Origin of the sequence: Flavobacterium proteolyticum (assembly GCF_015223105.1) — a bacterium.
In the GTDB taxonomy this organism is placed as follows: Bacteria; Bacteroidota; Bacteroidia; order Flavobacteriales; family Flavobacteriaceae; genus Flavobacterium; species Flavobacterium proteolyticum.
Map to the genome: position 1 here is coordinate 1137415 of NZ_JADFTZ010000001.1, position 26509 is coordinate 1163923.

The 26509-nt window shown below is 31.2% G+C and carries 18 protein-coding genes and 1 tRNA gene; 7 read left to right on the plus strand and 12 right to left on the minus strand.

Features of this window, described 5'->3' with window-relative positions:
- Window positions 1-64 precede the first annotated feature (64 nt).
- The 6 genes from IM755_RS04950 to IM755_RS04975 are packed head-to-tail and all read right to left on the minus strand — an operon-like array spanning window position 65 to window position 5500.
- Complete coding sequence (locus IM755_RS04950; protein ID WP_194094197.1) at window positions 65-1330, minus strand: hemolysin family protein; 1266 nt, start codon at window positions 1328-1330, stop codon at window positions 65-67.
- A gap of 7 nt (window positions 1331-1337) precedes the next feature.
- Window positions 1338-1517 (minus strand): hypothetical protein, encoded by a 180-nt coding sequence (locus IM755_RS04955; RefSeq protein ID WP_194094199.1) that lies wholly within the window; start codon window positions 1515-1517, stop codon window positions 1338-1340.
- Window positions 1518-1564: 47 nt separating this feature from the next.
- Complete coding sequence (gene lptC, locus IM755_RS04960) at window positions 1565-2125, minus strand: LPS export ABC transporter periplasmic protein LptC (protein WP_228063893.1); 561 nt, start codon at window positions 2123-2125, stop codon at window positions 1565-1567.
- Between the two features lies 1 nt (window position 2126).
- On the minus strand, window positions 2127-3488 hold the full coding sequence (locus IM755_RS04965) for a tetratricopeptide repeat protein (RefSeq protein WP_194094201.1): 1362 nt from the start codon (window positions 3486-3488) through the stop codon (window positions 2127-2129).
- Between the two features lie 19 nt (window positions 3489-3507).
- Window positions 3508-4773: a porin family protein gene (locus tag IM755_RS04970; protein WP_194094203.1), complete on the minus strand. Its 1266-nt coding sequence runs from the start codon at window positions 4771-4773 to the stop codon at window positions 3508-3510.
- Window positions 4766-5500, minus strand: coding sequence for a type III pantothenate kinase (locus IM755_RS04975; RefSeq protein WP_194094205.1), 735 nt, complete (start codon window positions 5498-5500; stop codon window positions 4766-4768). The genes IM755_RS04970 and IM755_RS04975 overlap by 8 nt, the downstream gene beginning before the upstream one ends.
- 122 nt (window positions 5501-5622) lie before the next feature.
- On the opposite strand from IM755_RS04975, the gene IM755_RS04980 reads away from it, so the two are divergent.
- Window positions 5623-5695: transfer RNA gene (locus IM755_RS04980), tRNA-Phe, on the plus strand.
- A gap of 54 nt (window positions 5696-5749) precedes the next feature.
- On the opposite strand, the gene IM755_RS04985 is transcribed toward IM755_RS04980, so the two are convergent.
- From IM755_RS04985 to IM755_RS04995, 3 genes are read right to left on the minus strand one after another with little or no spacing between them, the layout of a single operon-like run.
- Window positions 5750-6664, minus strand: a complete 915-nt coding sequence (locus IM755_RS04985; RefSeq protein ID WP_194094207.1) for a GYDIA family GHMP kinase — start codon at window positions 6662-6664, stop codon at window positions 5750-5752.
- Window positions 6664-7980, minus strand: a complete 1317-nt coding sequence (locus IM755_RS04990; RefSeq protein ID WP_194094209.1) for a hydroxymethylglutaryl-CoA reductase, degradative — start codon at window positions 7978-7980, stop codon at window positions 6664-6666. The genes IM755_RS04985 and IM755_RS04990 overlap by 1 nt, the downstream gene beginning before the upstream one ends.
- A gap of 44 nt (window positions 7981-8024) precedes the next feature.
- On the minus strand, window positions 8025-11756 hold the full coding sequence (locus IM755_RS04995; protein WP_194094211.1) for a PAS domain S-box protein: 3732 nt from the start codon (window positions 11754-11756) through the stop codon (window positions 8025-8027).
- Between the two features lie 745 nt (window positions 11757-12501).
- Here IM755_RS04995 and IM755_RS05000 point away from each other — a divergent pair.
- The 5 genes from IM755_RS05000 to IM755_RS05020 all read left to right on the plus strand — a co-directional run bounded on the left by IM755_RS05000 (window position 12502) and on the right by IM755_RS05020 (window position 20163).
- Window positions 12502-14673: a S9 family peptidase gene (locus IM755_RS05000; protein WP_194094214.1), complete on the plus strand. Its 2172-nt coding sequence runs from the start codon at window positions 12502-12504 to the stop codon at window positions 14671-14673.
- 26 nt (window positions 14674-14699) lie between these two features.
- The gene (locus tag IM755_RS05005; RefSeq protein ID WP_194094216.1) at window positions 14700-16403 is read left to right on the plus strand and encodes a peptide MFS transporter; all 1704 of its coding nucleotides are present in this window, start codon (window positions 14700-14702) and stop codon (window positions 16401-16403) included.
- Between the two features lie 78 nt (window positions 16404-16481).
- Complete coding sequence (locus IM755_RS05010) at window positions 16482-18140, plus strand: peptide MFS transporter (protein ID WP_194094218.1); 1659 nt, start codon at window positions 16482-16484, stop codon at window positions 18138-18140.
- Between the two features lies 1 nt (window position 18141).
- Window positions 18142-19644: a peptide MFS transporter gene (locus tag IM755_RS05015; RefSeq protein WP_194094220.1), complete on the plus strand. Its 1503-nt coding sequence runs from the start codon at window positions 18142-18144 to the stop codon at window positions 19642-19644.
- A gap of 51 nt (window positions 19645-19695) precedes the next feature.
- Window positions 19696-20163: a thioredoxin family protein gene (locus IM755_RS05020; protein WP_194094222.1), complete on the plus strand. Its 468-nt coding sequence runs from the start codon at window positions 19696-19698 to the stop codon at window positions 20161-20163.
- Between the two features lie 3 nt (window positions 20164-20166).
- On the opposite strand, the gene IM755_RS05025 is transcribed toward IM755_RS05020, so the two are convergent.
- From IM755_RS05025 to surE, 3 genes are all read right to left on the minus strand, one after another.
- Complete coding sequence (locus IM755_RS05025; protein WP_194094224.1) at window positions 20167-22179, minus strand: ComEC/Rec2 family competence protein; 2013 nt, start codon at window positions 22177-22179, stop codon at window positions 20167-20169.
- Window positions 22180-22286: 107 nt separating this feature from the next.
- Window positions 22287-23402 carry a lipid-A-disaccharide synthase gene (gene lpxB, locus IM755_RS05030; protein WP_194094226.1) on the minus strand — a complete coding sequence of 372 codons (1116 nt, stop codon included), beginning with the start codon at window positions 23400-23402 and terminating at the stop codon, window positions 22287-22289.
- Window positions 23403-23418: 16 nt separating this feature from the next.
- Window positions 23419-24186, minus strand: a complete 768-nt coding sequence (surE, locus tag IM755_RS05035) for a 5'/3'-nucleotidase SurE (RefSeq protein WP_194094228.1) — start codon at window positions 24184-24186, stop codon at window positions 23419-23421.
- Between the two features lie 143 nt (window positions 24187-24329).
- On the opposite strand from surE, the gene IM755_RS05040 reads away from it, so the two are divergent.
- Window positions 24330-26483: a carboxy terminal-processing peptidase gene (locus tag IM755_RS05040; protein WP_194094230.1), complete on the plus strand. Its 2154-nt coding sequence runs from the start codon at window positions 24330-24332 to the stop codon at window positions 26481-26483.
- Window positions 26484-26509 lie beyond the last annotated feature (26 nt).

Genomic DNA, 26509 nt, shown 5'->3' on the forward strand with positions numbered 1-26509 from the left:
ATACAATTATCTATTTAATAATAAAATAGTAAAGTCATATTTTACTTCAAATTTTTAAAGATTTTTATCTTTTTTCTTCTTTTACCGAAAAACGAACCAGTTCTATTTTTTTATTACTGGCCGAATGGATGATAATTTCAAAATTTTCTATGATTATTTTTTCTTCATTTGTTGGAATTTCCTTTGTGTGATTTACAATGTAACCGCCTAAAGTTGTGTATGAATCCGATTCTGGAATTTGTAAGTTATACTTTTCATTTAAGAATTCAACTTCTAGTCGGGCAGAGAACAAGTACGTGTTTTCTTCTATGATTTCGTCTATTAATTCCTCGTCTAAATCATGTTCATCTTCAATTTCTCCAAAAAGTTGCTCGATAATATCTTCCACGGTTATGATTCCAGATGTTCCACCGTATTCATCTAAAACTACTGCAATACTTTTTCTTTTTTTAGTTAGTAAATCTAAAGCATCTTTGATGTAAATTGTTTCTGGAATATATTCCACAGGAATCATTATACTTTTGATAGTTTTAGGTTTTCTGAACAATTCGAATGAATGCACATATCCTAAAATATCATCAATAGAATTTTGGTAAATCAGTAATTTAGAATAGCCTGTTGTTACAAATAAATCTTTTAGTTCTGAAATAGAATCTAAAATATCAACACCACTAATCTCGGTTCTCGGCGTCATAATATCTCTCGCTTTCAAATCGGAAAACTCAAGTGCATTTTGGAATATTTGAATTTCGGAATCGATTTCATTGTCTTGCGAAACATTGTTCATTTGTTCCGTAATATAGTTTCCTAATTCTACTTTACTGAAATATTCTTTTACTTGATCGCCTGGAGTTTTAAAAAAGGTTCTTAAGATAATGTCTGAAATCCAAATGATAAATTTTGTTGGCCAAAAAAATAATTGGTAAAAGAAATAACTTGGAACGGCAAAAAACTTAATAAAGGAATTGGCATAAATTTGAAAGAAAACTTTTGGAAGAAATTCTGCTGTTAATAAGATGATTGCCGTTGAAATCAATGTTTGAAGCAACAATCCAATAAATGCTGTAAATTCAAAAAAGCCTTCTAGCCAATCGATGATTAAATCTCCAGAATAAATACCATAAACTACTAATACCACATTGTTTCCAAGGAGCATTGATGTTATAAACTGTGAAGGTTTCTCTGTAAGTTTATTAAGGATAGAGGCATTAAAGTTTTGTTGTCTTTTCTCTATAGATAAATATACTTTGTTTGAAGAAACATAAGCGATTTCCATTCCAGAAAAGAAAGCCGAAAGTAGTAAGCAAATTACAATAATGGCTATCTCCATTTAGAGTTTATTTTTTTTGGTATTTGTTGTGAAAATGTCTTCTGAAGAAAAACATCCCTATAGAAACAGCAGCAATAATAATGCTTAAAAGGTAATCTTCATTTTTGTTGAATTTATCAAAAGCATCGTATAGAAAGAAAACTGCAAAAATTAAATAGATATATTGAATGAATTTTAAATAAGTCATGATTTAATAAATTTATCAAATGTAATAAAAAGCAAATTGCAAAACAATTATTTGTCAGTAGTGTTTACTTCGCCGCTACTTTGTTGCATGTTAAAAACTTTAAAGTCTTTGCTGAAATCTACACCTGGACCTTCTAAATAACCTCCCGCCTCATCGGTATATTTGAAATGTTTTTCAGTAAAAAACCATTCATTTTTTTGATCAAAATACAATTGAGAAGTTTCCAGTTTTTTACCATTTTGAGAGCTAATGGTTACATTGCCTTGAAGATCAATGATACTCGTTTTTTTGTAGGAAATGGCGTAGTTTGAAACAACGGTGGTAGCATTTCCTTTATTGTCAATTAATGTAACATGGATGCCTTTTGGGAATTCTGTAAATGGATTTGTGATGTTACTATAATCTAACATTTTTGGACTTTTTAAAATAGATTTAATTTGTCCAGAATCGGTATACTTTAAATTGATGGTGTCGGCTTCTCCAGTTGGTATAAAACTTGTTTCGCTAAGTTGTTGTACTTTTTTGATGTCGCTTTCACATGAAAAAAACATAGTCACGATAAAAATCGTGACCATGTTTAGAATATTATTTTTAATGAATAACTTCATTTTACAAATTTGGAACTACAATACTTTCTCCAACCCAACAGTTAAAGGCAACTCTTTGTCCAGCTTTTCCAGATTGGAAAATTTCTGTTTTAGATGGAGCAGCGGCTCTATAACTTGCAGCTGTTTTACTTGCAGTTGCTTTGATTGATGAATCAACCGCTCCTGCTTTATCACAATATTGAGCAGCTAACCAATACATTGCTCTTTTTTCAAATTGGTCGTTTCCGCAATCATTGATGCTGCTTCCATAAAGTTGAGCAATCAATAAATACGCTTTACCAAAAGAAGGTTTTACAGCTAATGCTTTTCTTGCATATGTACGAGCTTGCACTTTGTTTGACTTGCTGTACATTGTTGCAATTCTGTAATACACATTTGCTTTTTTAGTGTTATCTGTGAATAAGTTAGCAGCTTGATTAAAATAATCTAAAGCTTTAGTAGTGTTTTTTCTTTGAATTTCCACTACACCTAACTGATACGCAGCGTCAGCACTTGGATTTAATTTGTAAAGCGCTTCAGATATTTTTGAGAATATTGGGTCAGAATCACATCCTTTTACATCTAAACGATTTGCAGCTCTTTTTAACCACTCTTCATTCGTTTTGTTTAACTCAAAACCTTTTTGGTAAAATGGAATAAGTTTTTCACAAGTAGATAATTCTAGTACAATATTGTCCATGTCATTTCTAACATTTCCAAAAATTTCTAAACTATTTTCGATTCTAACTTTTCTGGCTTTTTCTTTGTCAGTTAAAGCTTGTCCGGCTTCTTCTTTTGTTAAGAAGCTATCATTTTCTTCAGATAATTCTTTTTCTTCCTCGTCAAGTTTTTTAGAAATATCGTCATATTTATCAAATACTTGTTGTAATTCTACGCCTTTATTAGCTTTGTGGTTGTTTACTAAAATTTCGAAATAAACATACATCGCTTTTGCATACTTAAAGTTTGCATAGTCAGTTTTGAATGCAATATCTAGTAATTGAAATACTTCATCAGTTGTTCCAACTTTGTTTTCAAACAACACTAAACCTTTTTTCATTTTATTTCCAGCGCCATTTCCAGGAAAATATTGATCGTGCTCATCATATAATTTTAATAAATCACGAACGTATTTTTCTTTATCTTGTGGTGTTGTTGCTTTTTCAATTTTCATTTTGATAGCTAATTCACCGTAAGAGTAAATGCTTTTATGGAAAGACGGGCAGTCTTTTCTTAAAGTTGTTAAATAATCATAACTTGCTACATCTTTCGCTTTTACTGAAGTAGCCATTAAGCTTAAAGTTTCAGTACAAGCTTCTGTGTTTTGTGCTTGAACAAAAAAACTAGCTGCTGCTATAAAAAGTAAAGTTAATTTCGTTTTCATTTTTTGGGTGCTATAATTGTTAATTTATTTCTCTTTTTCTAAACCATAAATCATTTAACGATAATCCAATGTTAAGGTTAAAATAATTCTCTTGAACTAAGCCTTGTGATGTGGTTCCTTTTTTTCCAATTTCAAAGCCTAAATTAATTTTTGATAATCCTACAGGTAATCCTATTCCAAAAGTCATGCCATAATCGTTTATGCTTTCATTTCTTATAACAAGACCTGTGTTTTCATATCTAAAACCTGCTCTATAAATTACTCTACTGAAATAATTAGAGAAGGAGTCGTGTTTGGGTACAAAATAGCCTCCTAAAGAAATCCTTGTTGAATTTTCAAAGGTTGCATTACTAATGTCTTTAAATCGATTTCTTAACTTGCTGTTTTCTTGAAATGAAATTTCTGCTCCCAAAAACCACTTTTTATCCATACCAATTCCACTACCAAAAGTGTATTTTGCCGGTATTTTCATTTTTTGATCTTCAACAGGTATATCTTGGGTTGGTAAACTAATTATTTCGCCTCCATAAATATTATAAAATATTGTAGCAATATTTCTTGAGTTTTCAGAAACTAAAGTAGCTTCAGGACTGTATACAAAAGAAGAATTCAGTTTTAATTTTTGATTTAAATTTCTTGAATAATAAACCCCTGTGTTAAAAGAAAAACCATTAATGTTTGAATTATTTCTTTCTCGTGTTCTAAGTTGTAGTTCGACAGGTGCGTAAATAGTTTCAATAAATTCTGTTTCTACTACCCCAAAATTATAGTTAATATTAAAACCGAAACTTAGTTTTTTATTTATTGCATAAGATGACCCTATAAATAAACGATTGATGTTTCCGTTTCCTGTAGAAATTTTCGTTCTATCTGAGTTGTCTGCATCATTATGGGAGTTGCTTTCGATTTTGTAACCAACCGCCGAATAAGGCATTAGTCCAAAAGAAACGCCAAATTTCTTAATTGGTAAGCCAACAGCTAAATAATTTAGATTGGTACGCTTAGCTTTTTCACTATTTCCGTTTGTTTCAAAAGTAGAAAAAGTTGAAGTAGATCCAATCGCGAAAGTACTAAACTTTATTTTTGAGTAAGAAGCTGGGTTTAACAAATTGAAATGAATACTATCTGCAACAATTCCAATGCCTCCCATCGATCTAGCATCTTCTGTACCTTTAAATTTAATTTCGCCAAGACCATAATAAGAATAAGGTGAAGCAGTATTTTCCTGACTCCATGAAACTATCGAAAATAATATACTAGCAAATACTATAAGTTTTTTAATCATTTTTTTCTGTGTAAAGTGATAATAAGTTCAAACTCTCTAGTAAGAAATTTGAATTGGCAAATATGGTGCTTTTTAATCTTTTAGCCAAAAATTCTGCGTCTCCTCCTGTTAAAATTATTGTTAAATCTTGATTTTTAAGAGAATATTGTGAAATAAACCCTTCGATTTCAAAGAGAACTCCGTTAATTACTCCGCTGTGAATAGCACTTTTTGTACTATTTCCAATGATATTAAAATTTTCACTTAAAGATAATAACGGCAATTTTGAAGTGTAATTGTTTAAACTCTTATATCTAATTTTAATTCCTGGAGATATTGCACCTCCTAAATATTGATTTTCAGAATTTACAAAATCATAAGTAATACAGGTTCCGGCATCAATAATTAATCTATTTTGATTAGGATGCATCAAGGTAGCGCCAGCGGCTAAAACCATTCGATCTATTCCTAAAGTTTCGGGAGTCGAATATAAATTAGTGAAAGGAAACTTTGATTTGTGTGTGATTGTTTCTGTTTGAAACTGACTTTTGATATAATTCACCACGTCTTCATCTAGTTTTCCAACCGAAGAAAGGATGATTTTTTGAAGATTAGAATATTTTTTAAAAATATTTTTAAAATTTTTTAGCGCTTCATTTGTTTCAAAAATAAAAAAGTCAGCTTGCTTATTGTGTTCAAAGACAGCAACTTTAATTCTTGAATTTCCAACATCGATTGTTAAAAGCATGGTTTTGTTTTATGAAGTGCAAATATACAAATTGATTTTTTTTAAAATTTGTTTTGGAAAATATAAAAATGGTTCTATATTTGCACCCGCAATCAACAAGCAGTAATGCTCTAAATTGTAAAGGTACCTTAGCTCAGATGGTAGAGCAATGGACTGAAAATCCATGTGTCCCTGGTTCGATCCCTGGAGGTACCACAAAAACCACTCAATTGAGTGGTTTTTTTGTTTTATATTGGTTTGAAAGCAGTATTATAAAATCATTTCTTCATAAGAAAGTACAACTGAATATCCTTTTTCTTTAAAATAAGCTGTAGGATTGTCTTTAGATATTGCCATTACAAAATCACCGCCCCAAGCCCCCAAACTTTTAATTACACCTTTAAAATCTGGAAAAAGTTTTTCTTGAATGGTTTCAATTTCTAAAACATCACTCATTATAATTTCATGCTTTTCCATTTGTTTAGCAAATTCTTTTCCTTCTTTGCAATCTATGGTGTCGTAAGTTATGGTGTTGATTTTTGAAATTACTGCATTCACATGATGATGTTTTGACATATAATTTGCAATCGCCAATTTGCTGCTTTGTTTCTGATTCAAATACACAAAGTGAATGTTCTCCTTGAATGAAGGATTAAAATGAATCGATTTAAAATGAGGATTTTCATTTTCTAAATGATACACTATTGGCGAATTCGATTTGGCACAAGCAATATCATAACCACTTCCACCAAAACTTTTTTGCAATAATTCAAACGCATCAATGTTTAGCCAATCGCCAATACTGTTTATAAGAGTAGAAGAAGTACCTAAACCCCAAAGCCTTGGGAAAGTTAAATGGGTTTCAATTTCGTAACCTTCTTTTTCTAAAAACGATGCATTTTGAATAAAAGCTTGATGCAAAATTTCAATCAAAGTGTTTTTTACAGCGGAATTTTTATCGTTTGTGCTTTTAATTTTTATTTCCTCAAACGAAATAACGTCTTCAAACCAAATACTTTTATCCGAATCAAAACTCGTCCATTTGATTTGATGATTGTTTCCTGATTTCACTGCTAAGCTTTGCCCGAATTTTGTAGGTAAAGCCAATGCTTTTGCGCCATCTAAAACAACGTATTCGCCTGTGATGAGTAATTTTCCGTTACTATAAAATGTTTGGGTTTCCATTAACTTCTAATTTTTCCCAAATAATCTACTACTAAACTATGCGAAACTGTTGTGTCTTTGAAATACTCTAAGACTTTTTGTTTCTCTTCTTTGGTAGCATGATGTTGGTTTAAAATATTCATCAAGTGCATTTTCATATGACCTTGTTGAATTCCTGTTGTGGTTAACGAACGAAGCGCTGCGAAGTTTTGAGCTAATCCAGCCGCTGCTACAATTTGCATTAATTCTTCTGCCGATGGTTTTCCTAACAATTCCATAGAGAATTTTACTAATGGATGTAACGAAGTTAATCCGCCAACTGTTCCTAATGCTAATGGAATTTCCATCCAAAAAGTAAAAATATCATTCTCAATTTTCACATGAGATAAACTCGAATATTGTCCCGATTTACTTGCATAAGCGTGAATTCCGGCTTCAACAGCTCTGAAGTCATTTCCGGTTGCTAAAACTACGGCGTCAATTCCGTTCATGATGCCTTTGTTGTGGGTTACAGCGCGGAAAGGTTCTACTTCCGCAATTCGAACAGCGGTAGCAAATTTTTGAGCAAATTCAACTGAATCGATGCTTTTATCATCTGAAAGTTGATTTACAGGACAAGAAACTTCAACTCGAACAACACAATTTGGTACGAAGTTGCTTAGAATACTCATTACAATTTGAATGTTTTTTTCTTCTGAAGTAAAATCGGCATATTCATGCGCTTGATTTTCTAATGTTTTTGCAAATTGTTCTAAACACGTATTGATGAAATTCGCACCCATGCTGTCTTTTGTGTTGAAAGTAGCATGTAGCTGATAATAATTTGGAATTTCATGGGTTTTATCTCTTAGTTCGATGTCTAAAATTCCGCCACCACGCTTTTGCATGTTTTTGGTAATTTCTTGAGTTTCATCGAAAAAAATCGGTTTAATTTTATTGAAAAAAGTAGTTAACTTTTCTGTATTTCCACGGAAAAGAAAATGCACTTGTCCAATTTTTTCAGTATTGATAATCGTAGCTTTAAAACCGCCTCGTTCTCCCCAAAATTTTGCTGCTTTTGAAGCCGCAGCCACCACAGAACTTTCTTCTATAGCCATAGGAATGGTGTAGCTTTTTCCGTTTATGGTAAAGTTTGGCGCTACTCCGTAAGGAAGATAAAAATTGGTTAAAGTGTTTTCGATGAATTCGTCGTGCAATTTTTGTAAGTTTTCGTCGGAATTCCAATATTTTACGATGCTTTCTTTTGCTTCATCTGGATTAACAAAGTACGTATTGGTAATCCAATTTATTTTTTCTTCTTTAGATAATTTTGAAAAGCCTTTAACATTTTGATTCATAGCGGTGAATTTTTTTCAAATAGAAGGCAAAGATACTAATTGGATTAATTAGGAAGACTATTTATCCATTTAATTAAAGTAGTTTCAAATAAAATTTTATCAATTGGTTTAATGATAAAATCATTCATCCCAACTTCTAAACATTTTTCTTTTTCGCCAGTGATGATACCTGCCGTTATGGCAATAATGATGGTTTTTCTATTTGTTTTTCTTATTTCTGTCGTTGCTTCATATCCGTTCATAATTGGCATTTGAATATCCATAAATATAATATCTGGATTTTTTTCTAATGCTAAATCAACCGCTTCTTGACCGTTTCTTGCTTCGTAAATAATGCTATTTGGTACTTTATTTTGGATTAAAGTTTTAGTTAGTAGCATATTAATTTTGTTGTCGTCAACTATTAGAATGCTGACAGAATTCGCTGTAACTTCTTCTTTATGAACTACTATTTGTTGTTGTTTTTCGGAATTGTTTTTATTGATGTAGTTTTGTAAAGTTTCGTGTTTTATTGGTTTTATAATGCTTTGTGCGTTTTTATTGGTTCCAGTTTCATTAAATTTTGAATTGGAATTTTGCATCACAATTATAGAAATTTTTGGCAAAATATTTAATTCCTTGATGATTTCAATTGTTGTTTTTTCCGATAGATATTCTAAATCTAGTAGTAATAAATCAATTTGATTTTCTTGTATAAATTTTGAAATAGTTTCGATATTATTCTCATATGATTCTGTTACAATATTATAGCATTGTAACATGTTTTTAATTATTGAAGTGACAAGTTTATTATCTTCAATAAGTAAAGCTTTTTTAAAGTTATGATTGTGAACAGATAAATGATAGTTGCATAATTCTGATTTTAATAACAATTCAAAACTAAAAGTTGATCCAACATTAAGTTCACTTTCAATTTCTAATTTGCTATTCATTAATTTTAAAAGACTGTTGGTGATGGTTAATCCAAGTCCGGTTCCACCATAATTACGGGTTGTAGAATTGTCTTCTTGTGTAAAAGCTTCCAAGATTTTTTTCTTGTTTCCTTTTTTTATACCTATTCCAGTGTCTTTTACGCTAAATCTAATTTTTGAAGTGTTTTCGTTTAGATTTACAGCAGAAACTTCTAATTCGATTTGCCCTTTTTGAGTAAATTTAATCGCATTATTTAACAAGTTTTGGAGAATTTGTTTTAGTCGCATTTCATCTACCCAAATAGCGCAATGTACATCTTTGTGAATATTTACAATGAGTTCTAGGTTTTTTTGATGTGCCATAAATTTCATCATATCAATACATTGATTGATGATGGTATGCAAACTTGTTTTTTCTTTGTCGATTATTAATTTTCCGGCTTCAATTTTAGAAATGTCTAAAATATCGTTTACAACATCTAATAAAGTAGCGGCCGATTGATTAACAGTTTCTAAATGTTGTTTTTGAATTTCAGTTAAATCAGAGTTTAAGAGCAAATTGCTAAAGCCTATAATTCCATTTAAAGGCGTTCTAATTTCATGACTCATATTGGCCAAGAATTCTGATTTAGCTTTGTTAGAAGACTCGGCTAATTCTTTTGCAATAACGGCTTCTTCGGCAACTTTTCTCTCTGTGATATCAATTAAAACTCCTTCAATGTAAGCAACCTCATTATTAATTGTAATTCCTTCTCCATATTCTTCAATCCAAACATAGTTGCCGTCTTTTCGTCTAATTCTACATGTTACTTTATAGGGTTTTCTGTTTTGTAAAGCTTCGTCTATAATGAGTCTTAATTCTTCTTTTTCTTCAGGATGATACAAATCGAGTAACGAAATTTTGTTAGTCATGAAATCATCACGATGATATCCTGTTAATTTTTCGATTTCATCATTTAAATAGACTTTTGTTCGCGCAGTGTCATATTTAACTAGGAAAACAGAAGCGGGAATGTTATTGGCTAATAATCTGAATTTTTCTTCACTTTCTGCAATTGCTTTTTCGTTGTTAATTCTTATAATTGTTGAAGCAATATTATTGGCTAGTGTAAGTAAAATACTAATTTCTTCTTCGGTCCAAATGCGTTCGTTTTTACAATCATCAAAACCAATAAAACCTATGAAAGTTTCCTTGTCAAAAAGAGGAATTATTAAGATTGAAACGATGTTTTGATCAATTAATAAATCTTTAAAATTGCTTTCTGGAATATCTTTGGTTAAATTTAGATATGGTTTTTTGTTTAATATAATTTGCATAAAATCTGCAAATTCATCATGAGGAATATTTTGTAGTAAAGGATTGTCAATCTCTGCTAAATCAGTTTCAGAAACCCATTCAAAGCGTTGACTCATTAAATTTGTTTTGATGTCATTTTCAAAATAATACAAACGATCTACTTTTAATACTTTACCTATTTGCTCTATTGAAACATCAAAAATATCATCTTTGTCTTTGTGAATTAATAAATTGCTAGTAACGTTTGCAATTGCAGTTAAAATTTCGTTTTTGTAAATAATTTGATTTTCAGCGTTTTTTCTTCTTGTCGTTTCTATTGCTAAAGCTATAATTTCGGCAACTGTTTTACAAAAGTTAATGTCTTCATTAGTCCAATATCTGACTTCATGAGTAGCTTCTAAGCACAAAATATTGTTTAGTTCCCCACCTATGTATATAGGTATATCTAGTAACGATTTAATATCATACTTTGGAAAATATTCTGTGGTAAACTCTTTTAGAGACTCACTTTTATAAACATCAGACGCAATAATTATAGGTTCTGATTCTATGTTTGAAATATAAGTGCTTATACTTTTCTTTGGTATTGATAAGTCTGCATAATGTTTGTCTTCACTTTGTACATATATGTTTCTTAAATCAATTTGGTCTTTCTCAAAATTCCAAAGCGCCACACGGTCAATTTTTAATCCTACAGCAGTTTCTTTACAAATGTGTTGAATTAAAGCATCTAAATTTGGAAATGTTAAGAAGTTTAAGGTAGAAAGTTTGTTAGAAACGTTGTTTAATCTGCTTATTTCTTCTATTCGTTTGTGTTCTTCTAGTTCTAAAAGTTTTGTAGCTGTTATATCTCTAATAATGCATGAAAAACCTGAGATCATATCGTTTTCGTCTCTTTTAATGGTTACTTTTTGGGAAACCCAAATTTCTTCGCCATTCTTTTTAATTATCGGAAATTCTAAAATATCAAATTCATCGGTTTCAGAAATAGAATCGACATAAAATTTTGACACAGTGCTTTTAAAATCTTCTCTAATGAAATCACTAAAGTGTCTTCCTAAAAGTTCTTCAAGTTTGTAACCTAGTGTTTGAATTGAAAATTTATTAGCATAAATTATATTTCCATATCTATCGCTTTCATAGATAATGTCTTTAGCATTTTGAATTAAATTGGCATATTTAGTTTCTAAACTAATTTTTGAGGTAACATCTTGTCCTGTTGCTACATAAGTGTTGTTGGTTTGTTTAAAATCAGTCCATTGAATAAACTTGTATTCGCCATTTTTACACTTTAACTTTCGGAAATAAACTGCATTAGGTTTAAATTTACTTGAATAATCGCCGGCTTCAAACTCGGTATCTTCTGTTAAAGACCAAAATGCTTTTCCCAAAACTTCTTCAGGAGTGTAACCTAAAATTTTAGTTATAGAATCATTACAATATTGAACATTTCCTAAATTGTCAGCTGCAATAATTATGGAGTTTGTGTTGTTTATAATGTCTTGAGTAAAAATTAATCGTTCATTAGCTTTTATGTTTCTAATTATTTGTCCCAAATGAATGACCATAATTATAAATAAAGCATTTATGAGTGTTATGATGTTAAGTGTTTCTTCGTTTTTAAAAATGGTCAGAAAGAACAACAAAAAAAAGTTAATGCTTATAAAAATTAAATAGGTGGTAAATCTTTTAAAAATAGCAAAAGCAAAAAATAGCAGTAGTAAATATTTTGAAAACAAAAGAAAGTTCATACTTTCTTTAAAAAATTCATAAATGACTGATAAAAGAAGTAGATAAAAGCAAGATCTAAAAATAACGTAACTGTATTTGGCTATTTCATTTTTTGCAGTAATTAAAAAAATAAAAACACAAAAAGCACCTGTAATAAATTCAAAATAAGAATTAACACTTTTCGATTCATTAAAAATCAAATGAAACAATTCTGCAACAGGAAAAATTAATCCTAGATATAAAAAATAATAGCGATATTGGGAATTAGAATGGTAATTTATAGTGTTTCTTAAAGTTCGAAAATCAATATTAGACGATCTTAATTGAAAATTAAAAAACAACCCAAAAACAGTAAGAAGTAAAATTAAATAAAGAAAGACATACAAGTTAGCAACCACGAAAGTGTTGGATAAAATAAATAATCCATTTTGTAGTGTTACTGTCATTTATTTATGTTGCCATTTCAATTATAAATGTAGTTAAATATTTTTTAAAAATCAAAAAGTTTATTAAATGAAGTTAAAATTATGGTTAATTCATATATTTTCACTAAAATTGGAGGTTTTTTAAGAACATAATATTATGAAAAAATACAGTTTAGCGATTTTACTTTTTGTAGTAAGCTCATTATCAGTTGTAGCACAACAAAAAATTACTTTGGAAGAAATTTGGGGCGGAGCTTTCAGAACCAAAGGGATGGATGCTTTGAGCGCCATGAAGAACACCAACCAATACACGGTATTAAATTACGACAGAACTTCGAAAAGTTACCAAATCGATTTGTATGATTTTGCTACTTTAGAAAAAGTGAGTACTCTTTTCGATACCAAAAATCATCCAGAAGTTAAATCAATTGATAGTTATTCATTCGATAAAAACGAGAAAAAGATTTTAATTGCAACCAATTCTAATCCTATTTTCCGTCACTCTTTTACAGCACAATATTTTATTTATGATATTTCATCAAAAACGGTAAATAGTTTTACTTCTAATGCTATTCAAGAGCCAACATTTAGTGCTGATGGAACCAAAGTTGCTTACGCATTTGAAAACAATCTATATGTTCATGATTTATCATCAGGTGTAAAAATTCAAATTACGCAAGACGGACAAAAAAATAAAATCATTAATGGTATTACGGATTGGGTTTATGAAGAAGAATTTGCCTTCGTAAAAGCGTATGATTGGAATGTAACAGGTACAAAAATCGCTTACATCAAGTTTGATGAAACCGAAGTTCCGGAGTTTTCAATGGACATGTATAATGAAGGATTATATCCAACACAAACGGTTTTTAAATATCCAAAAGCAGGTGAGAAAAACGCCATTGTTTCTTTACATATTTTCGATTTAAAATCGGGGACAACTAAAAAAATCAATTTAGGAGATTATAAAGATTTTTATATCCCAAGAATCAAATGGACTAACGACGCTGCTGTTTTAAGCGTTCAGGTAATGAACCGTCACCAAAATAATCTTGACTTACATTTTGTTGATGCCAATGCAGGAACTACAAAAATCGTTTTAAATGAAAAAGACGCGGCTTATGTAGATGTTACCGATAACCTAACTTTCTTAAAAGATAACAGTTTTATTTGGACATCAGAAAAAGACGGATTCAATCATATTTACCACTACGATAAATCAGGTAAATTGAAAAAACAAATTACTTCTGGAAAATGGGAAGTAACCAACTATTATGGTTTCGATGAAAAATCAGGAATGATTTATTATCAATCAGTAGAAAATGGCTCTATCAATAGAGACGTTTATGCTATTAAAGTTGATGGAAAATCAAAAGTTAGATTGTCTACGAAAACAGGAACCAATTCAGCAACTTTTAGCCCGAATTTCCAATTCTTCATCAATACGTATTCAAGCGCAACTTCAGCACCAACTTATACTTTAAATGATTCTAAAACGGGAGCGGTTGTTAAAACAATTGTTTCTAATGAAGCGGTAGAGCAAAAATTAGCAAAATATGATGTAACTCCAAAAGAGTTTTTCGTTTTAACTACTGAAAAAGGGCACCAATTGAATGCTTGGATGATTAAACCAAAAAATTTCGATCCAAATAAAAAATATCCAGTTTTCATGTATCAATATTCTGGTCCAGGATCGCAACAAGTAGATAATGCTTGGAATAGTACAGATGATTATTGGTTCATGATGTTAGCGCAACAAGGCTACATCGTAGCTTGTGTAGACGGTAGAGGAACTGGTTTCAAAGGAGCAGCTTTCAAAAAATGCACACAAAAAGAATTAGGTAAATACGAAGTAGAAGATCAAATCGACGCAGCTAAAGTAATTGGAAAATACAACTACGTTGACGCTTCAAGAATCGGAATTTTTGGATGGAGTTATGGAGGTTTCATGTCGTCTAACTGTTTGTTCCAAGGTGCTGATGTATTCAAAATGGCAATTGCAGTAGCTCCAGTAACTTCTTGGAGATATTACGATAGTATTTATACAGAGCGTTATATGCAAACACCACAAGAAAATGCAAGTGGTTACGATAACAATTCGCCAATCAATCACGTAAGTAAATTAAAAGGAAACTTCTTATTAATTCACGGAACAGCTGATGATAACGTTCATGTTCAAAATACAATGAAAATGATTGAAGCTTTAGTACAAGCCAACAAACAATTCGATTGGGCCATTTATCCAGATAAAAATCACGGAATTTATGGTGGAAAAACGCGCTTACAATTGTACACCAAAATGACAAATTACATCAAAGAAAAACTATAATAAACCAATAAACTAAAACAAATTATATGAGTGAAGCAGTAAAAACAGGTCATCCAAAAGGACTATGGGTTTTATTTGGAACCGAAATGTGGGAAAGGTTCAATTTCTACGGAATGCGAGCGATTTTGACATTGTTCATGGTAAATGCCTTAATGTTAGGGGAATCAAATGCATCTATTATTTATGGAGGGTTTTTAGCTCTTTGTTATTTAACTCCTTTATTAGGAGGATTTATATCTGATAAATATTTAGGAAACAGAAGTTGTATTATGCTTGGAGGTACTCTAATGGCAATTGGTCAATTTTCGTTGTTTTATAGTGCTACTATTTATGATACCAATTTAGATTTATCTAAAGGCATATTTTGGCTAGGTCTTTTTGTAATCATTTTTGGAAATGGATTTTTTAAACCAAATATTTCATCAATGGTGGGAAGTTTGTATCCAGCTCAGGAAAAAACAAAATTAGATTCAGCTTTTACCATTTTTTATATGGGAATTAATATTGGTGCTTTATTAAGTCAATATTTTGTTCCACTTATTGCCGATGTAAAAGTTAATAATGTTCAAGACCCAACAGTTTTCAAATGGGGATATTTGATGGCTTGTATTGCAATGATCTTAGGAACATTGGTTTTTTTCTTTTTAAAAAATAAGTATGTAGTTACGCCAGAAGGAGAACCTATCGGGGGTAAGCCTAACAAAGATAAATCTAAAGGAGAAGTTGAAGAGCAAGCAAGTTTTTCTTCAAAGTCTATTGGAATAGCTTCAGTTTTATTTGTTTTGTTGTTTTTTGCATTTAGATATTTTTTAGTGTCTGAAGTAGGATTTAGTAATTTTGAAATAGGTACATTAGTAAAAGGAATTATTTACCCAATAATATATTCTGCAGGAATTTCTTTAGCATTTCTTATTATGAGTTCAGCTGAGAATACAGTGGAAAGACAAAGAATTTGGGTAATTTATATTGTTTCGTTTTTTATTATTTTCTTTTGGGCTGCGTTTGAACAAGCAGGTTCTTCTTTGACATTTATTGCTTCTAATCAAACGGATAGACATTTCTTGTTTGATTGGGAAATGCCGGCTTCAATGGTACAAATTTTTAATGGCCTTTTTGTTGTTATTTTGGCAGTTCCTTTCAGCTTAATGTGGGATAAATTGAGAGCAAAAGGTAAAGAGCCAGTTTCTCCATTAAAACAAGCTATGGGATTGGCATTAATTGCATTAAGTTATTTTATCATCGCACATAATGTTAAAGATTTAGGAAATTCTGGATTATTAGCTATTAAATGGTTGGTATTGTTGTATTTTATTCAAACAATGGGGGAGCTTTGTTTATCTCCAATTGGATTGTCATTGGTTGGTAAATTAGCACCAAAACGTTTTGCTTCTTTATTATATGGAGTGTTCTTTATCTCAAATGCTGCTGGTTATGCTTTAGCGGGTTCGTTAGGAGCAATTATTCCAGCAACAGGTGATAAATTTCAAAAGGCAGAAACAATTGGAGTAAATCTTCAAGATGTGTTGGACAAGAAAGTTACGTTAACAGCAGAGCAAGTAGCTTTATTTGAGAAAGAACAATTACCGATGGAGTATACATCATTTGCTGGTTTTGAAATCCATAATTTATATGAATTTTTCATGGTATTCGTTGTTTTGTGTGGAATTGCGGCAGTTATTTTAGCAGTTTTATCACCAAAATTGAAAAAAATGATGAATGGTATTAGCTAATTGTCAATAAAAATATTTTTTATATCTTTCAAACCTACAAGAAACCCTTGTAGGTTTGTTTTTTTAATACAATAAATTATGTGGAAAAGTCATCCTAAAGCATTGCCTTACTTGTTTTTATCTGAAATGTGGGAGCGTTTCGGTTACTATTTAATGATTGGTATTTTTACCTTATATCTTAAAGATGTCGAAGCTGGATTCGCTATGACTGAGAAAGAAGCATCCGATTTATACGGAACTTTTATCGCTTTGGTATTCTTAACGCCTTTCATTGGAGGTTTAGTTGCTGATAGATATTGGGGTTATAAAAAATCCATCGTTATTGGAGGAATCATGATGGGAGCCGGTTATTTCATGATGGGAATTCATGACATTACGATGCTTTACATTGCCATGACATTAGTTATCGTGGGTAACGGTTTTTTCAAACCAAATATCTCAACTCTTTTAGGTAATTTCTATACCGAAGATAAATTCAAAGACAAAAAAGACGAAGGTTACAACATTTTCTACATGGGAATTAACGTTGGAGCGTTTATTTGTAACTTCTTTGGAGCGGCTTTACAGATTTTATTAGGTTGGCAATATGCTTTCATGGCAGCTGGAGTTGGAATGTTTGTAGGTGTTATCGTTTTCTTACTAGGAACAAAACATTATGGCGATAAAACAGAAAAAAAAGGAGTACAAGCTGGCGACATGCCTTTCTGGAAAATTGTAATGTTTATTTTAGTTCCATCTGCTGTTTTTGGAGTAATTGGTTGGTTAATCAAAGGAGTAACTTCGGAAGCAAATCCAAACGGTTATATTTTTGGTTCGGATAGTACAGATGCTTTTATTTTCGCTTGTATTCCCGTAATTTTCTTCTACGGAAGTTTATATTTTAAAGCGAAAGTAGAAGACAAAAGACCAATCGGTGCTTTGTTAACTATTTTTGCTGTTGTAATTTTATTTTGGGCTGTTTTCAAATTGAATGGTTCAGCCCTAACAACTTGGGCAGATCGTTATACAGATAGAGAAATCACAGGAACCACTCAAACGGTTTTTAATGGATTAAAATTAGCTAAAGAAGTAGAATACAAAAAAGATACCGTTGAATTATACGATTCAAGTTTCCGAATTCAAAAAGTAGATGGCGAAGTTCAAAAAACAGTGGATTATCCGGTTTACTTTAGAAACGTAGCCAAAGATAAATTACCTGAAGAAGGTTCGAAAGTATTGCTTTGGGCAACCAATTTAAGTCAGTCAATCAATCCTGGTTGGGTAATTATTTTAACGCCATTAGTTGTTGCTTTCTTCACGTTTTTAAGAAGCAGAAAGAAAGAGCCTTCAACACCAACTAAAATCGCATTCGGTTTATTAATTTCAGCTTTATCTGTTTTAGTAATGATTGCCGCCGTAAATATGGGAGCAAACGGAACAGAAAAAGTAAGTGTTTGGTGGTTAGTTGCCAATTACGGGGTTATCACAATCGGAGAATTGTTCTTGAGTCCGATGGGATTGTCTGTAGTTTCCAAATTAAGTCCAACGAATATTACTTCTTTAATGATGGGTGGTTGGTTTTTATCTACTTCTATCGGAAATAAATTAAGTGGGGTTTTAGCAAGTCTTTGGGATACCTATGATAACAAACAAGACTTCTTTTGGGTTAACTTCGGATTATTAATGTTTGCAACTATGTTGATGTTTGTTTTATTGAAACAATTAAACAAAGTAATGCAAGAAAAAGGTATTCACTAAGATGCAAACAATAGAACAAATTCAGGATTTTAAAGGAAAATATCCAAAACAACTTTGGTATTTATTCTTCAGCGAAATGTGGGAGCGTTTCTGTTTTTACGGAATGCGAGGAATGCTTTACTTTTATATGGTGCATCATTTATTGATGGACAAAGAAACTGCAAATCTTCAATACGGAGCAACTCAAGCATGGGTGTATGCTTTTACTTTTATAGGAGGATTGTTTGCGGATAAAATTTTTGGATTTAGAAAATCCTTATTTTGGGGAGGAATATTAATGATTGTAGGGAGCTTAATTTTAGCAATAGACCCGAAATCAATGTTTTTTGTAGGAGTGAGTTTTACCATTGTAGGAACAGGTTTTTTTAAGCCTAATATTTCATCGATGGTTGGAAAGCTTTACAAAGAAGGTGATTCTAGAACTGATGCTGGATTTTCATTGTTTTATGCGGGTGTTAATCTAGGAGCTTTAATCGGAGGTTATGTTTGTATAGCAGTTGGAAAAAGAGAAATGTTATCTTCTATAATACCTGAAGGTTTGGAATGGAATGTTGCTTTTGGATTAGCAGCTGTAGTTATGGTTATTAGTTTATTAACCTTTACACAAACGCAAAAAAGTTTAGGAAATATTGGTTTATCACCATTACAGCATATTGAATCTGGTAAAAGAAAAATTTATGAGTGGTCTACTTATTTAGGTTCTATTTTGATTATTCCAATTATAATCGTTATGGTTTCTAATACAGAATATACAGATTATTTTATGTATACTATTGGTCCATTTTCATTGTTATATTTAGCCTATGAAATGCGAGGTTTCTCAATTGCTGAAAACAAAAAATTAATTGCAGCAGTAATTTTTATGTTGTTTTCAATTGTTTTTTGGGCATTTTTTGAACAAAGTGGTGGCTCTTTAAGTGATTTTGCTGCTGAGAATTTAAACAATACAGTTTTAGGAATTCCTTTAGATCCTAATGGAGTAAACAACTCCGCTAACTCCTTTTTTGTAATTGCTTTCGCAGCATTAGTAGGTATGGTTTGGCTTTGGATGGCAAAGAAAAAGATAGAGCCAAATACAATTATTAAATTTGGTTTAGCATTCTTGTTCCTAGCAGGAGGTTTTTGGGTATTTTATTACACTAAGTTTTTTGCAGGACCAGATGGGAAAACTTCTTTGGATTTATTTACTCTTGGATGGTTTGTAATTACTTTTGGTGAATTATGTTTATCACCAATTGGAATGAGTGCCATGACTAAATTATCACCACAAAAAACACAAGCGGTTATTATGGGAATGTGGTTTTTAGCAAGTGCCTATGGTCAATATTTTGCGGGATTATTAGGAGCAAATATTGCAAGTGCTTCTAAAAATATGACCAACTTAGAAAAGTTAAATACTTATGCTGATGGTTACCAACAATTAGCCATTTATGCTTTAGTAGCTGGAGTGGTTCTAATAGCTATTTCACCATTAGTTAAAAAATTAATGCAAGAAGTTAAGTAATAGCTTTTTTTGGCATCTAATTTGCTTAATTTTGTTTTATAAATTTACAATATGAAAAAGATTTTACTAATAGCGTTTTTAACTTTGACGAGTATGTCAATCCAAGCGCAAGAAGAGTTAACATGGCATACAGATATGTCAAAAGCAACTGATATTTCTATAAAAGAGAATAAACCAATGTTTTTGTTTTTTACGGGTTCTGATTGGTGTGGTTGGTGTATTCGTTTACAAAAAGAAGTTTTCAAAACCCCAGAATTTATCAAATGGGCAAAAGATAATGTGGTTTTAGTAGAATTAGATTTTCCTAGAAAAAACGAACAAACGGATGCTGTAAAAATGCAAAATGCGCAGCTACAGCAACAATTACAAGTTAGAGGTTATCCAACGGTTTGGTTTGTAAGTGCTGCTAAAACCGCTGAAGCTAAAGTGAATTTAACAGCTTTAGGAAGTACAGGTTATGTGGCCGGAGGTCCAAAAGTTTGGATTGACGGAGCAAATCAGATTATTCAGAAAAAATAAGAATTATTTCAATCTATAGAATCCCTTTTCGGCAATAGCATGGAAAGGGATTTTTTCTTTTCCACAAGTGGCTTCCCAACGTTTAATGGTGTTTTTGTAATTGCTTTTATCCGCAATAATTTCTCTAGGGTGCATTTCTTGTATCAATCGCGATAAATTGATTTTGGGATTTTGAGTTAAAACTATGATTTCAGGTCGAATTGAAGTTTTGTAAATTCCCAAGCTATCAATCACCAAAATTCTTTTATTTCGGAATGAAATTGCATTTTGCATAGGGAAAATTCGTAATGAATCGGAAAACGTTCCTCGAGTGTAATGATTTAAAGTAGTGTTGTGATTTTCCGGAATATCAGTAAATGCAATAACACTATTTTGATTTTTGATTCCGATTAAAGTCGATTTTTCATTAAAAACTATCAATTCACTTCCTTGATTTTCGTTCCATTTTACACTAATATAACTCAATTGGAAAAGTAAAACGGTTGCTAAAATATATTTTATGTTTTTAACTTTTGTGTGATACATCCAATAAATAAAGGCAATAATGACTAAATACATCGAAAATGTCAACCAACCCGAAAACGAAATATTCGTGATAATTCCGCTTTTAAATTGGGCAATCCAATGAATATAATCATTCATGAATTGAATACTGAATTCTAGAATTTTCCCCAAGAAAACCGCAACGGAAGGTAGTACATAATTTAGCGGTAAAATCACAATTCCAGTAATTAAAACCAAACTCGAAAGTGGAATTATGACTAAATTCGCTAATAAAAATAACAAAGGCAATTGATTAAAATAATACAAACTCAAAGGTAAAACGCCAATTTGCGCTGCCAAGGAAACCAAAACCGTATCAGTAAAATAAATTGCAATTTTATTTTCGGAAAAATAGAATTTTTTATAAAAAGGTTGAAACAAAACGATTGATAAAACGGCTGCATAACTCAATTGAAATCCAATATCGAAAATAGCATTTGGTTTTACTAATAAAATCAAAAAAGCAGTAATGGCCAATGCGTTATAAATCGCTTTCGGCTGATTGAAATAGTTGCCAATACTAATAAAACTAAACAATGTCACGGCTCTAGTTACCGAAGCCGGCAAACCCGTAAGTAAAGCAAATAACCATAAAATCGCTAAGACGATTAGTAATTGAATTTCCGCTCCAAAACGAACTCTTTTTAGTGGTTTTAACAAGAACACAATAAAAAAGTAAATGATGGAAATATGCAATCCGGAAATCGCTAAAATATGAATCACACCGGCATTAGAATAATCGGCAATCGTTTCTTTGTCCAATTCTAATCGTTGCCCTAAAATTAAGGCGTCAATTATGGCTTTGGTTTTGGGTTCAAAATGGTGAATATCGAAACTTTGGCTGAGATTGTTTCTTAAATTTTCAATGTAATAATCTGAAGTTTTATGTCTTTGAATGACTTTAATTTGATTTTCTTGTGTGTAAATTTGATGGAATACGTTTTGCTTTTCTAAATATTTCGAATAATCAAATTGGTACGGATTGAAAGCTTTTGGAATTGGATAAACGGTGTTGTTCAACCAAATTTCATCTCCAGAATGTAAGATCTCAATATTTGATTTTGGAACATAAAGCAATAGTTTTCCAGAAGCAATCGAATCATTAAAGTGCGAAAGTGAAATAAAATATTTATAGTATTTCTCATTTGGTTTTAAAGTTGTGCTAACGATGGCTCTAATGGAATTCGTTTCTTCAAATGATTTTTTAGAGTAATGATGTTTCGAATTTAAATCAGAATGAATATAAAAATTCATCATACCTAAAGTAAAAGCGAGTAGGTAAGTGGTGATGCCAAAAAGAGTATTTTGAAGCAAAGCTTTTTTGCTTTTCCAAAAGAGGAAGCTAAAAATTCCCAAGTAAGAAAATAGTAAAATTACAAGTGTTTGAAAACTCCACTGCAAGTGAAATTCTGCAATAATTCCTATCGCAAAACTAATGGTAATGGTGAGTAAAGGAAACTTAAATACTTTCAATCACTTTTGTTTTTGAAGTTAGTATTTAGTTTTAAGGAGTTGGGACTTCTTAATCCCAAAAATATAAAAAAATCGTTAAGTTTGTAATAAATCGATAAGAATATTCTTTATTTTTTGAAAGAATTTAGAATTAGTTCCGCAGTCTTTTTACTCGCGCCTTCGCCTCCTAATTTCTGTTTTAAATCGGCATAATTGTTCAATAAAATGTTGCGACTTTCTGAATTTAGAATTTTATTCAATTCTAATTTTAAATTCTTCGTGTTCAATTCATCTTGAATTAATTCTTTAACCACTTCTTTGTCCATGATTAAATTCACCAATGAAATGTACTTTAAAGTGATGATGCGCTTTGCAATTTGGTATGAAACCCAACTTCCTTTATAACAAACCACTTCAGGAACATTAAACAATGCAGTTTCTAAAGTAGCCGTTCCAGAAGTAACCAAAGCTGCGTGCGAATGACTTAATAAATCATAAGTTTTATTCGAAATAAATTTAACGTTTTCATTCGTTAAAAACGTTTTGTAAAACTCATATTCCTGACTTGGAGCGCCAGCAATTACAAATTGATAATCCGGAAAATCTTTTACAACTGAAAGCATAATCGAAAGCATTTTAGCAATTTCTTGCTTGCGACTTCCTGGTAATAATGCGATAATTGGTTTGTCTGATAAATGATTGTCTTTTCTAAAAATTTCATCTGTGACTTCCGTTCTACTTGCAATAGCATCAATTAATGGATGTCCAACAAAATGTACAGGGAAATTGTGTTTTTTCTCGTAAAAATCTTTCTCAAACGGAAGAATCACATACATATAATCTACATCACGTTTGATAGCTTTGATGCGATTTTCTTTCCAAGCCCAAATTTGAGGCGAAATATAGTAATGTGTTGGGATATTTCGCTCTTTTGCCCAAGTAGCAATACGCATATTAAATCCAGGGTAGTCAATGAAAATTATAGCATCTGGTTGAAACGCTTCAATGTCTTTTTTGCAGATTTTGATGTTGTTCAAAATCGTTTTTAAGTTCATAACGACTTCAATAAAACCCATAAAAGCCAATTCACGGTAGTGTTTTACTAAAGTTCCGCCTACGTTTTGCATTAAATCGCCACCCCAAAAACGAATTTCGGCAGTTGGGTCTTTTTCATACAAAGCTTTCATCAAATTTGAACCGTGTAAATCGCCCGAAGCTTCTCCGGCTATGATATAATATTTCATTTTTAGTCCTCTAAATTTATAATTCCCAAGAATTTAATTGTTGTATCGCATGATGTGCCGTTAAATCAAATTGCACCGGTACAATCGAAATATAACCATTTTCTAAAGCCCATTCATCGGTATCAGTTCCTTTATCTAAATTGACAAATTTTCCGGTTAACCAATAATATTCTTTTCCTTGTGGATTGGTTCTCTTGTCAAATTCCTCTTGCCACATGGCTTTCGCTTGACGACAAATTTTTACTCCTTTGATATCTTCTTTGCTTAATTTTGGGAAATTAACGTTTAAAATTACCCCTTCTGGTAAACCATTTTTTAAAACTTCTGATGCTATTTGTTTTATATGACTTTTGATGGGTTCAAAATCGGCATCCCAACTATAATCTAACAACGAAAATCCGATAGCGGGAATTCCTTCGATTCCAGCCTCAACTGCAGCACTCATCGTTCCCGAATATATCACGTTAATAGAAGAATTGGAACCATGATTAATTCCTGAAACGCATAAATCGGGTTTTCTTTTTAGAATTTCATTCACCGCAATTTTTACACAATCTACGGGAGTTCCGCTACAACTGTATTCTTGTTCAAGGTCTTTGTCTAAATGTACTTTTTCTAATTTTAAAGTGTTGTTTATGGTTATTGCGTGTCCCATTGCGCTTTGTGGACTATCGGGAGCAACAACAACAACTTCTCCCAATTCTTTCATCACTTCAATTAAAGCGCGAATTCCAGGAGCAACAATGCTATCATCGTTAGTTACTAGTATCAGTGGTTTTGACATTTTTTGTACATTTTTTGCTAAATTAAATAATTTATGTCGAAACCTTTTTTTTGAATGCTAAATTTTATGGGTTTAACAAAAAATTATAGTAATTTGCACACTTGTGGCATGATTTTTTGTGTAATTTAGTTGAAAATTTTTCAATGAAACGAATAGTGGAATTTATGAAAAGAAATTATAAGGTTATATTGTTGGTAACTGCTTTATCAGCAATACTGTGGAGTTTTATTCCTAGAGAGAAAACAGAAGATCCAGAAAAAGACAAGCTTTTATTAGAGCTATTGACGTTTGTTTTAGAAAAAGGTCACTATAGTCCAATTGAGATTAATGATGATTTCTCAAAAAAAGTCTATAAAAAATATTTAGATAATATTGATCCTACAAAACGATTTTTTATTCAAAGTGATATTGATGAGTTTAGTAAGTATGAGACTTCAATTGACGATATGATAAAAAATAAAGATTTGACTTTCTTTAATTTAACAAATGCTCGTTTGTTAAAAAGAATGAGCGAGTCTAGAGAAATATATGAAGATGTTTTAAGTAAACCTTTTGATTTTACTGTTAAGGAAAGTATTAATGTAGATTATGAAAAATTGCCTTTTTCAAAAAATAAGTCGGAGTTAATGGATAGATGGAGAAAACAATTGAAACTGTCAGCTCTTTCTTCTATAACGGATAAAGAACAACTTGAGGAAGATAAAAAGAAAAAGGATAATGCGTATGAGGTGAAATCATTTGATGTGATTGAGAAAGAAGTACGCGAAAGCTCATTAAAATCATTAAATGAGTATTTTGACTTTATAGAAAAAGAGTTAGAAAGAGACGATTGGTTTGCAATATTTTTAAATTCTATTGTGGAACGCTTTGATCCACATACTTTCTATTTTTCACCAGATGATAAAGAAAAATTTGATGTAAGCATGAGCGGAACATTTCAAGGAATTGGAGCTCGTTTACAAAAGAAAGAATCAGGAGTTGAAGTTTCAGAATTGATTTCTGGTGGTCCAGCTTGGAGAGGAAAAGAATTAGAGGCTGGAGATTTAATACTTAAGGTTGCGCAAGGAAAAGAAGAGCCTTTGGATATTGCAGGTATGCGTTTAGATGATGTAGTGAAAAAAATCAAGGGTCCAAAAGGAACTGAAGTTCGTTTAACAGTTAAAAAAGTTGACGGTACTATAAAAGTAATCTCAATTATTAGAGATGAAGTTGAAACAGAGGAAACATTTGCAAAATCAAGTATCGTAATAAAAGATGGTAAAAAATATGGAATTATTTATTTGCCTAAATTCTATATTAGTTTTGAAAACAAAGAAAATCGTGATGCATTTAAAGATGTAGCGGCTGAGATTGAAAAACTAAAAGCACAAAACATTGATGGTCTTGTTATGGATTTGCGCGATAATGGAGGAGGTTCTTTAGAAACGGTTGTTAAAATGGTAGGTTTGTTCATTCCAGATGGTCCAATTGTTCAAGTTAAGGCGCCAGGAAGAAATCCAGAAATTTTGCCAGATCCTGATAAGAAGGTTCAATATGACGGTCCACTTGTTGTAATGATTAATAATTTTTCTGCTTCTGCTTCTGAAATTTTTGCTGCGGCAATACAAGATTACAAACGCGGAATTATAGTAGGAAGTAAGCATTCTTACGGTAAAGGAACCGTTCAGAATGTAATTGATTTAAATCAGTTTATCAGAGGGAATTCCTATGGTGATTTAGGAGCGTTAAAAACTACTATTCAAAAATTTTATAGAATTAATGGTGGTTCAACGCAACGTGAAGGAGTTAAGAGTGATATTGTTTTCCCAGATCGTTTTTCTTACCTTGATATGGGAGAACGTGATGAAGAAAGCGCATTGCCTTGGGATAAGATTGAACCTGCTAAATACCAACCATTAAATGCTAATTATGATAATGTTATTGCAAATAGCAAAAAGAGAATAGCTGCTAATCCAACCTTCAATTTAATAGATGAAAATGCAAAATGGATTTTTGAGCGTAAAGATGAGAATGATTTTAGTTTGAACTTAAATGACTTTAAGAAAGAAATTGCGGTTGCAGATGTTAAGATTAAAAAGTTTAAAGCTATTTCAGACTACAATAATAAATATGTTTTTACGTCTTTACCTGATGAAGTTGCTTTGTTTGAAAAAGACACTTTATTAAAACAGAAAAGAGAACGTTGGCATGAAGAATTACAAAAAGATATTTATGTGGAAGAAACTTTAAATGTTATTTCCGATATGAAATTGTTGACTAAAGGAAAAGGATTACCACAAAAAATAAGCATGAATTAAAATAAAAAAAATCCCGATTCTTTGAA

Coding starts and splice junctions, on each gene's coding strand:
- IM755_RS04950 (WP_194094197.1), bottom strand. CDS start 1,330: ATGGAGATAGCCATTATTGTAATTTGCTTACTACTTTCGGCTTTCTTT.
- IM755_RS04955 (WP_194094199.1), bottom strand. CDS start 1,517: ATGACTTATTTAAAATTCATTCAATATATCTATTTAATTTTTGCAGTT.
- lptC (WP_228063893.1), bottom strand. CDS start 2,125: ATGAAGTTATTCATTAAAAATAATATTCTAAACATGGTCACGATTTTT.
- IM755_RS04965 (WP_194094201.1), bottom strand. CDS start 3,488: ATGAAAACGAAATTAACTTTACTTTTTATAGCAGCAGCTAGTTTTTTT.
- IM755_RS04970 (WP_194094203.1), bottom strand. CDS start 4,773: ATGATTAAAAAACTTATAGTATTTGCTAGTATATTATTTTCGATAGTT.
- IM755_RS04975 (WP_194094205.1), bottom strand. CDS start 5,500: ATGCTTTTAACAATCGATGTTGGAAATTCAAGAATTAAAGTTGCTGTC.
- IM755_RS04985 (WP_194094207.1), bottom strand. CDS start 6,664: ATGGAAACCCAAACATTTTATAGTAACGGAAAATTACTCATCACAGGC.
- IM755_RS04990 (WP_194094209.1), bottom strand. CDS start 7,980: ATGAATCAAAATGTTAAAGGCTTTTCAAAATTATCTAAAGAAGAAAAA.
- IM755_RS04995 (WP_194094211.1), bottom strand. CDS start 11,756: ATGGTCATTCATTTGGGACAAATAATTAGAAACATAAAAGCTAATGAA.
- IM755_RS05000 (WP_194094214.1), top strand. CDS start 12,502: ATGAAAAAATACAGTTTAGCGATTTTACTTTTTGTAGTAAGCTCATTA.
- IM755_RS05005 (WP_194094216.1), top strand. CDS start 14,700: ATGAGTGAAGCAGTAAAAACAGGTCATCCAAAAGGACTATGGGTTTTA.
- IM755_RS05010 (WP_194094218.1), top strand. CDS start 16,482: ATGTGGAAAAGTCATCCTAAAGCATTGCCTTACTTGTTTTTATCTGAA.
- IM755_RS05015 (WP_194094220.1), top strand. CDS start 18,142: ATGCAAACAATAGAACAAATTCAGGATTTTAAAGGAAAATATCCAAAA.
- IM755_RS05020 (WP_194094222.1), top strand. CDS start 19,696: ATGAAAAAGATTTTACTAATAGCGTTTTTAACTTTGACGAGTATGTCA.
- lpxB (WP_194094226.1), bottom strand. CDS start 23,402: ATGAAATATTATATCATAGCCGGAGAAGCTTCGGGCGATTTACACGGT.
- surE (WP_194094228.1), bottom strand. CDS start 24,186: ATGTCAAAACCACTGATACTAGTAACTAACGATGATAGCATTGTTGCT.
- IM755_RS05040 (WP_194094230.1), top strand. CDS start 24,330: ATGAAACGAATAGTGGAATTTATGAAAAGAAATTATAAGGTTATATTG.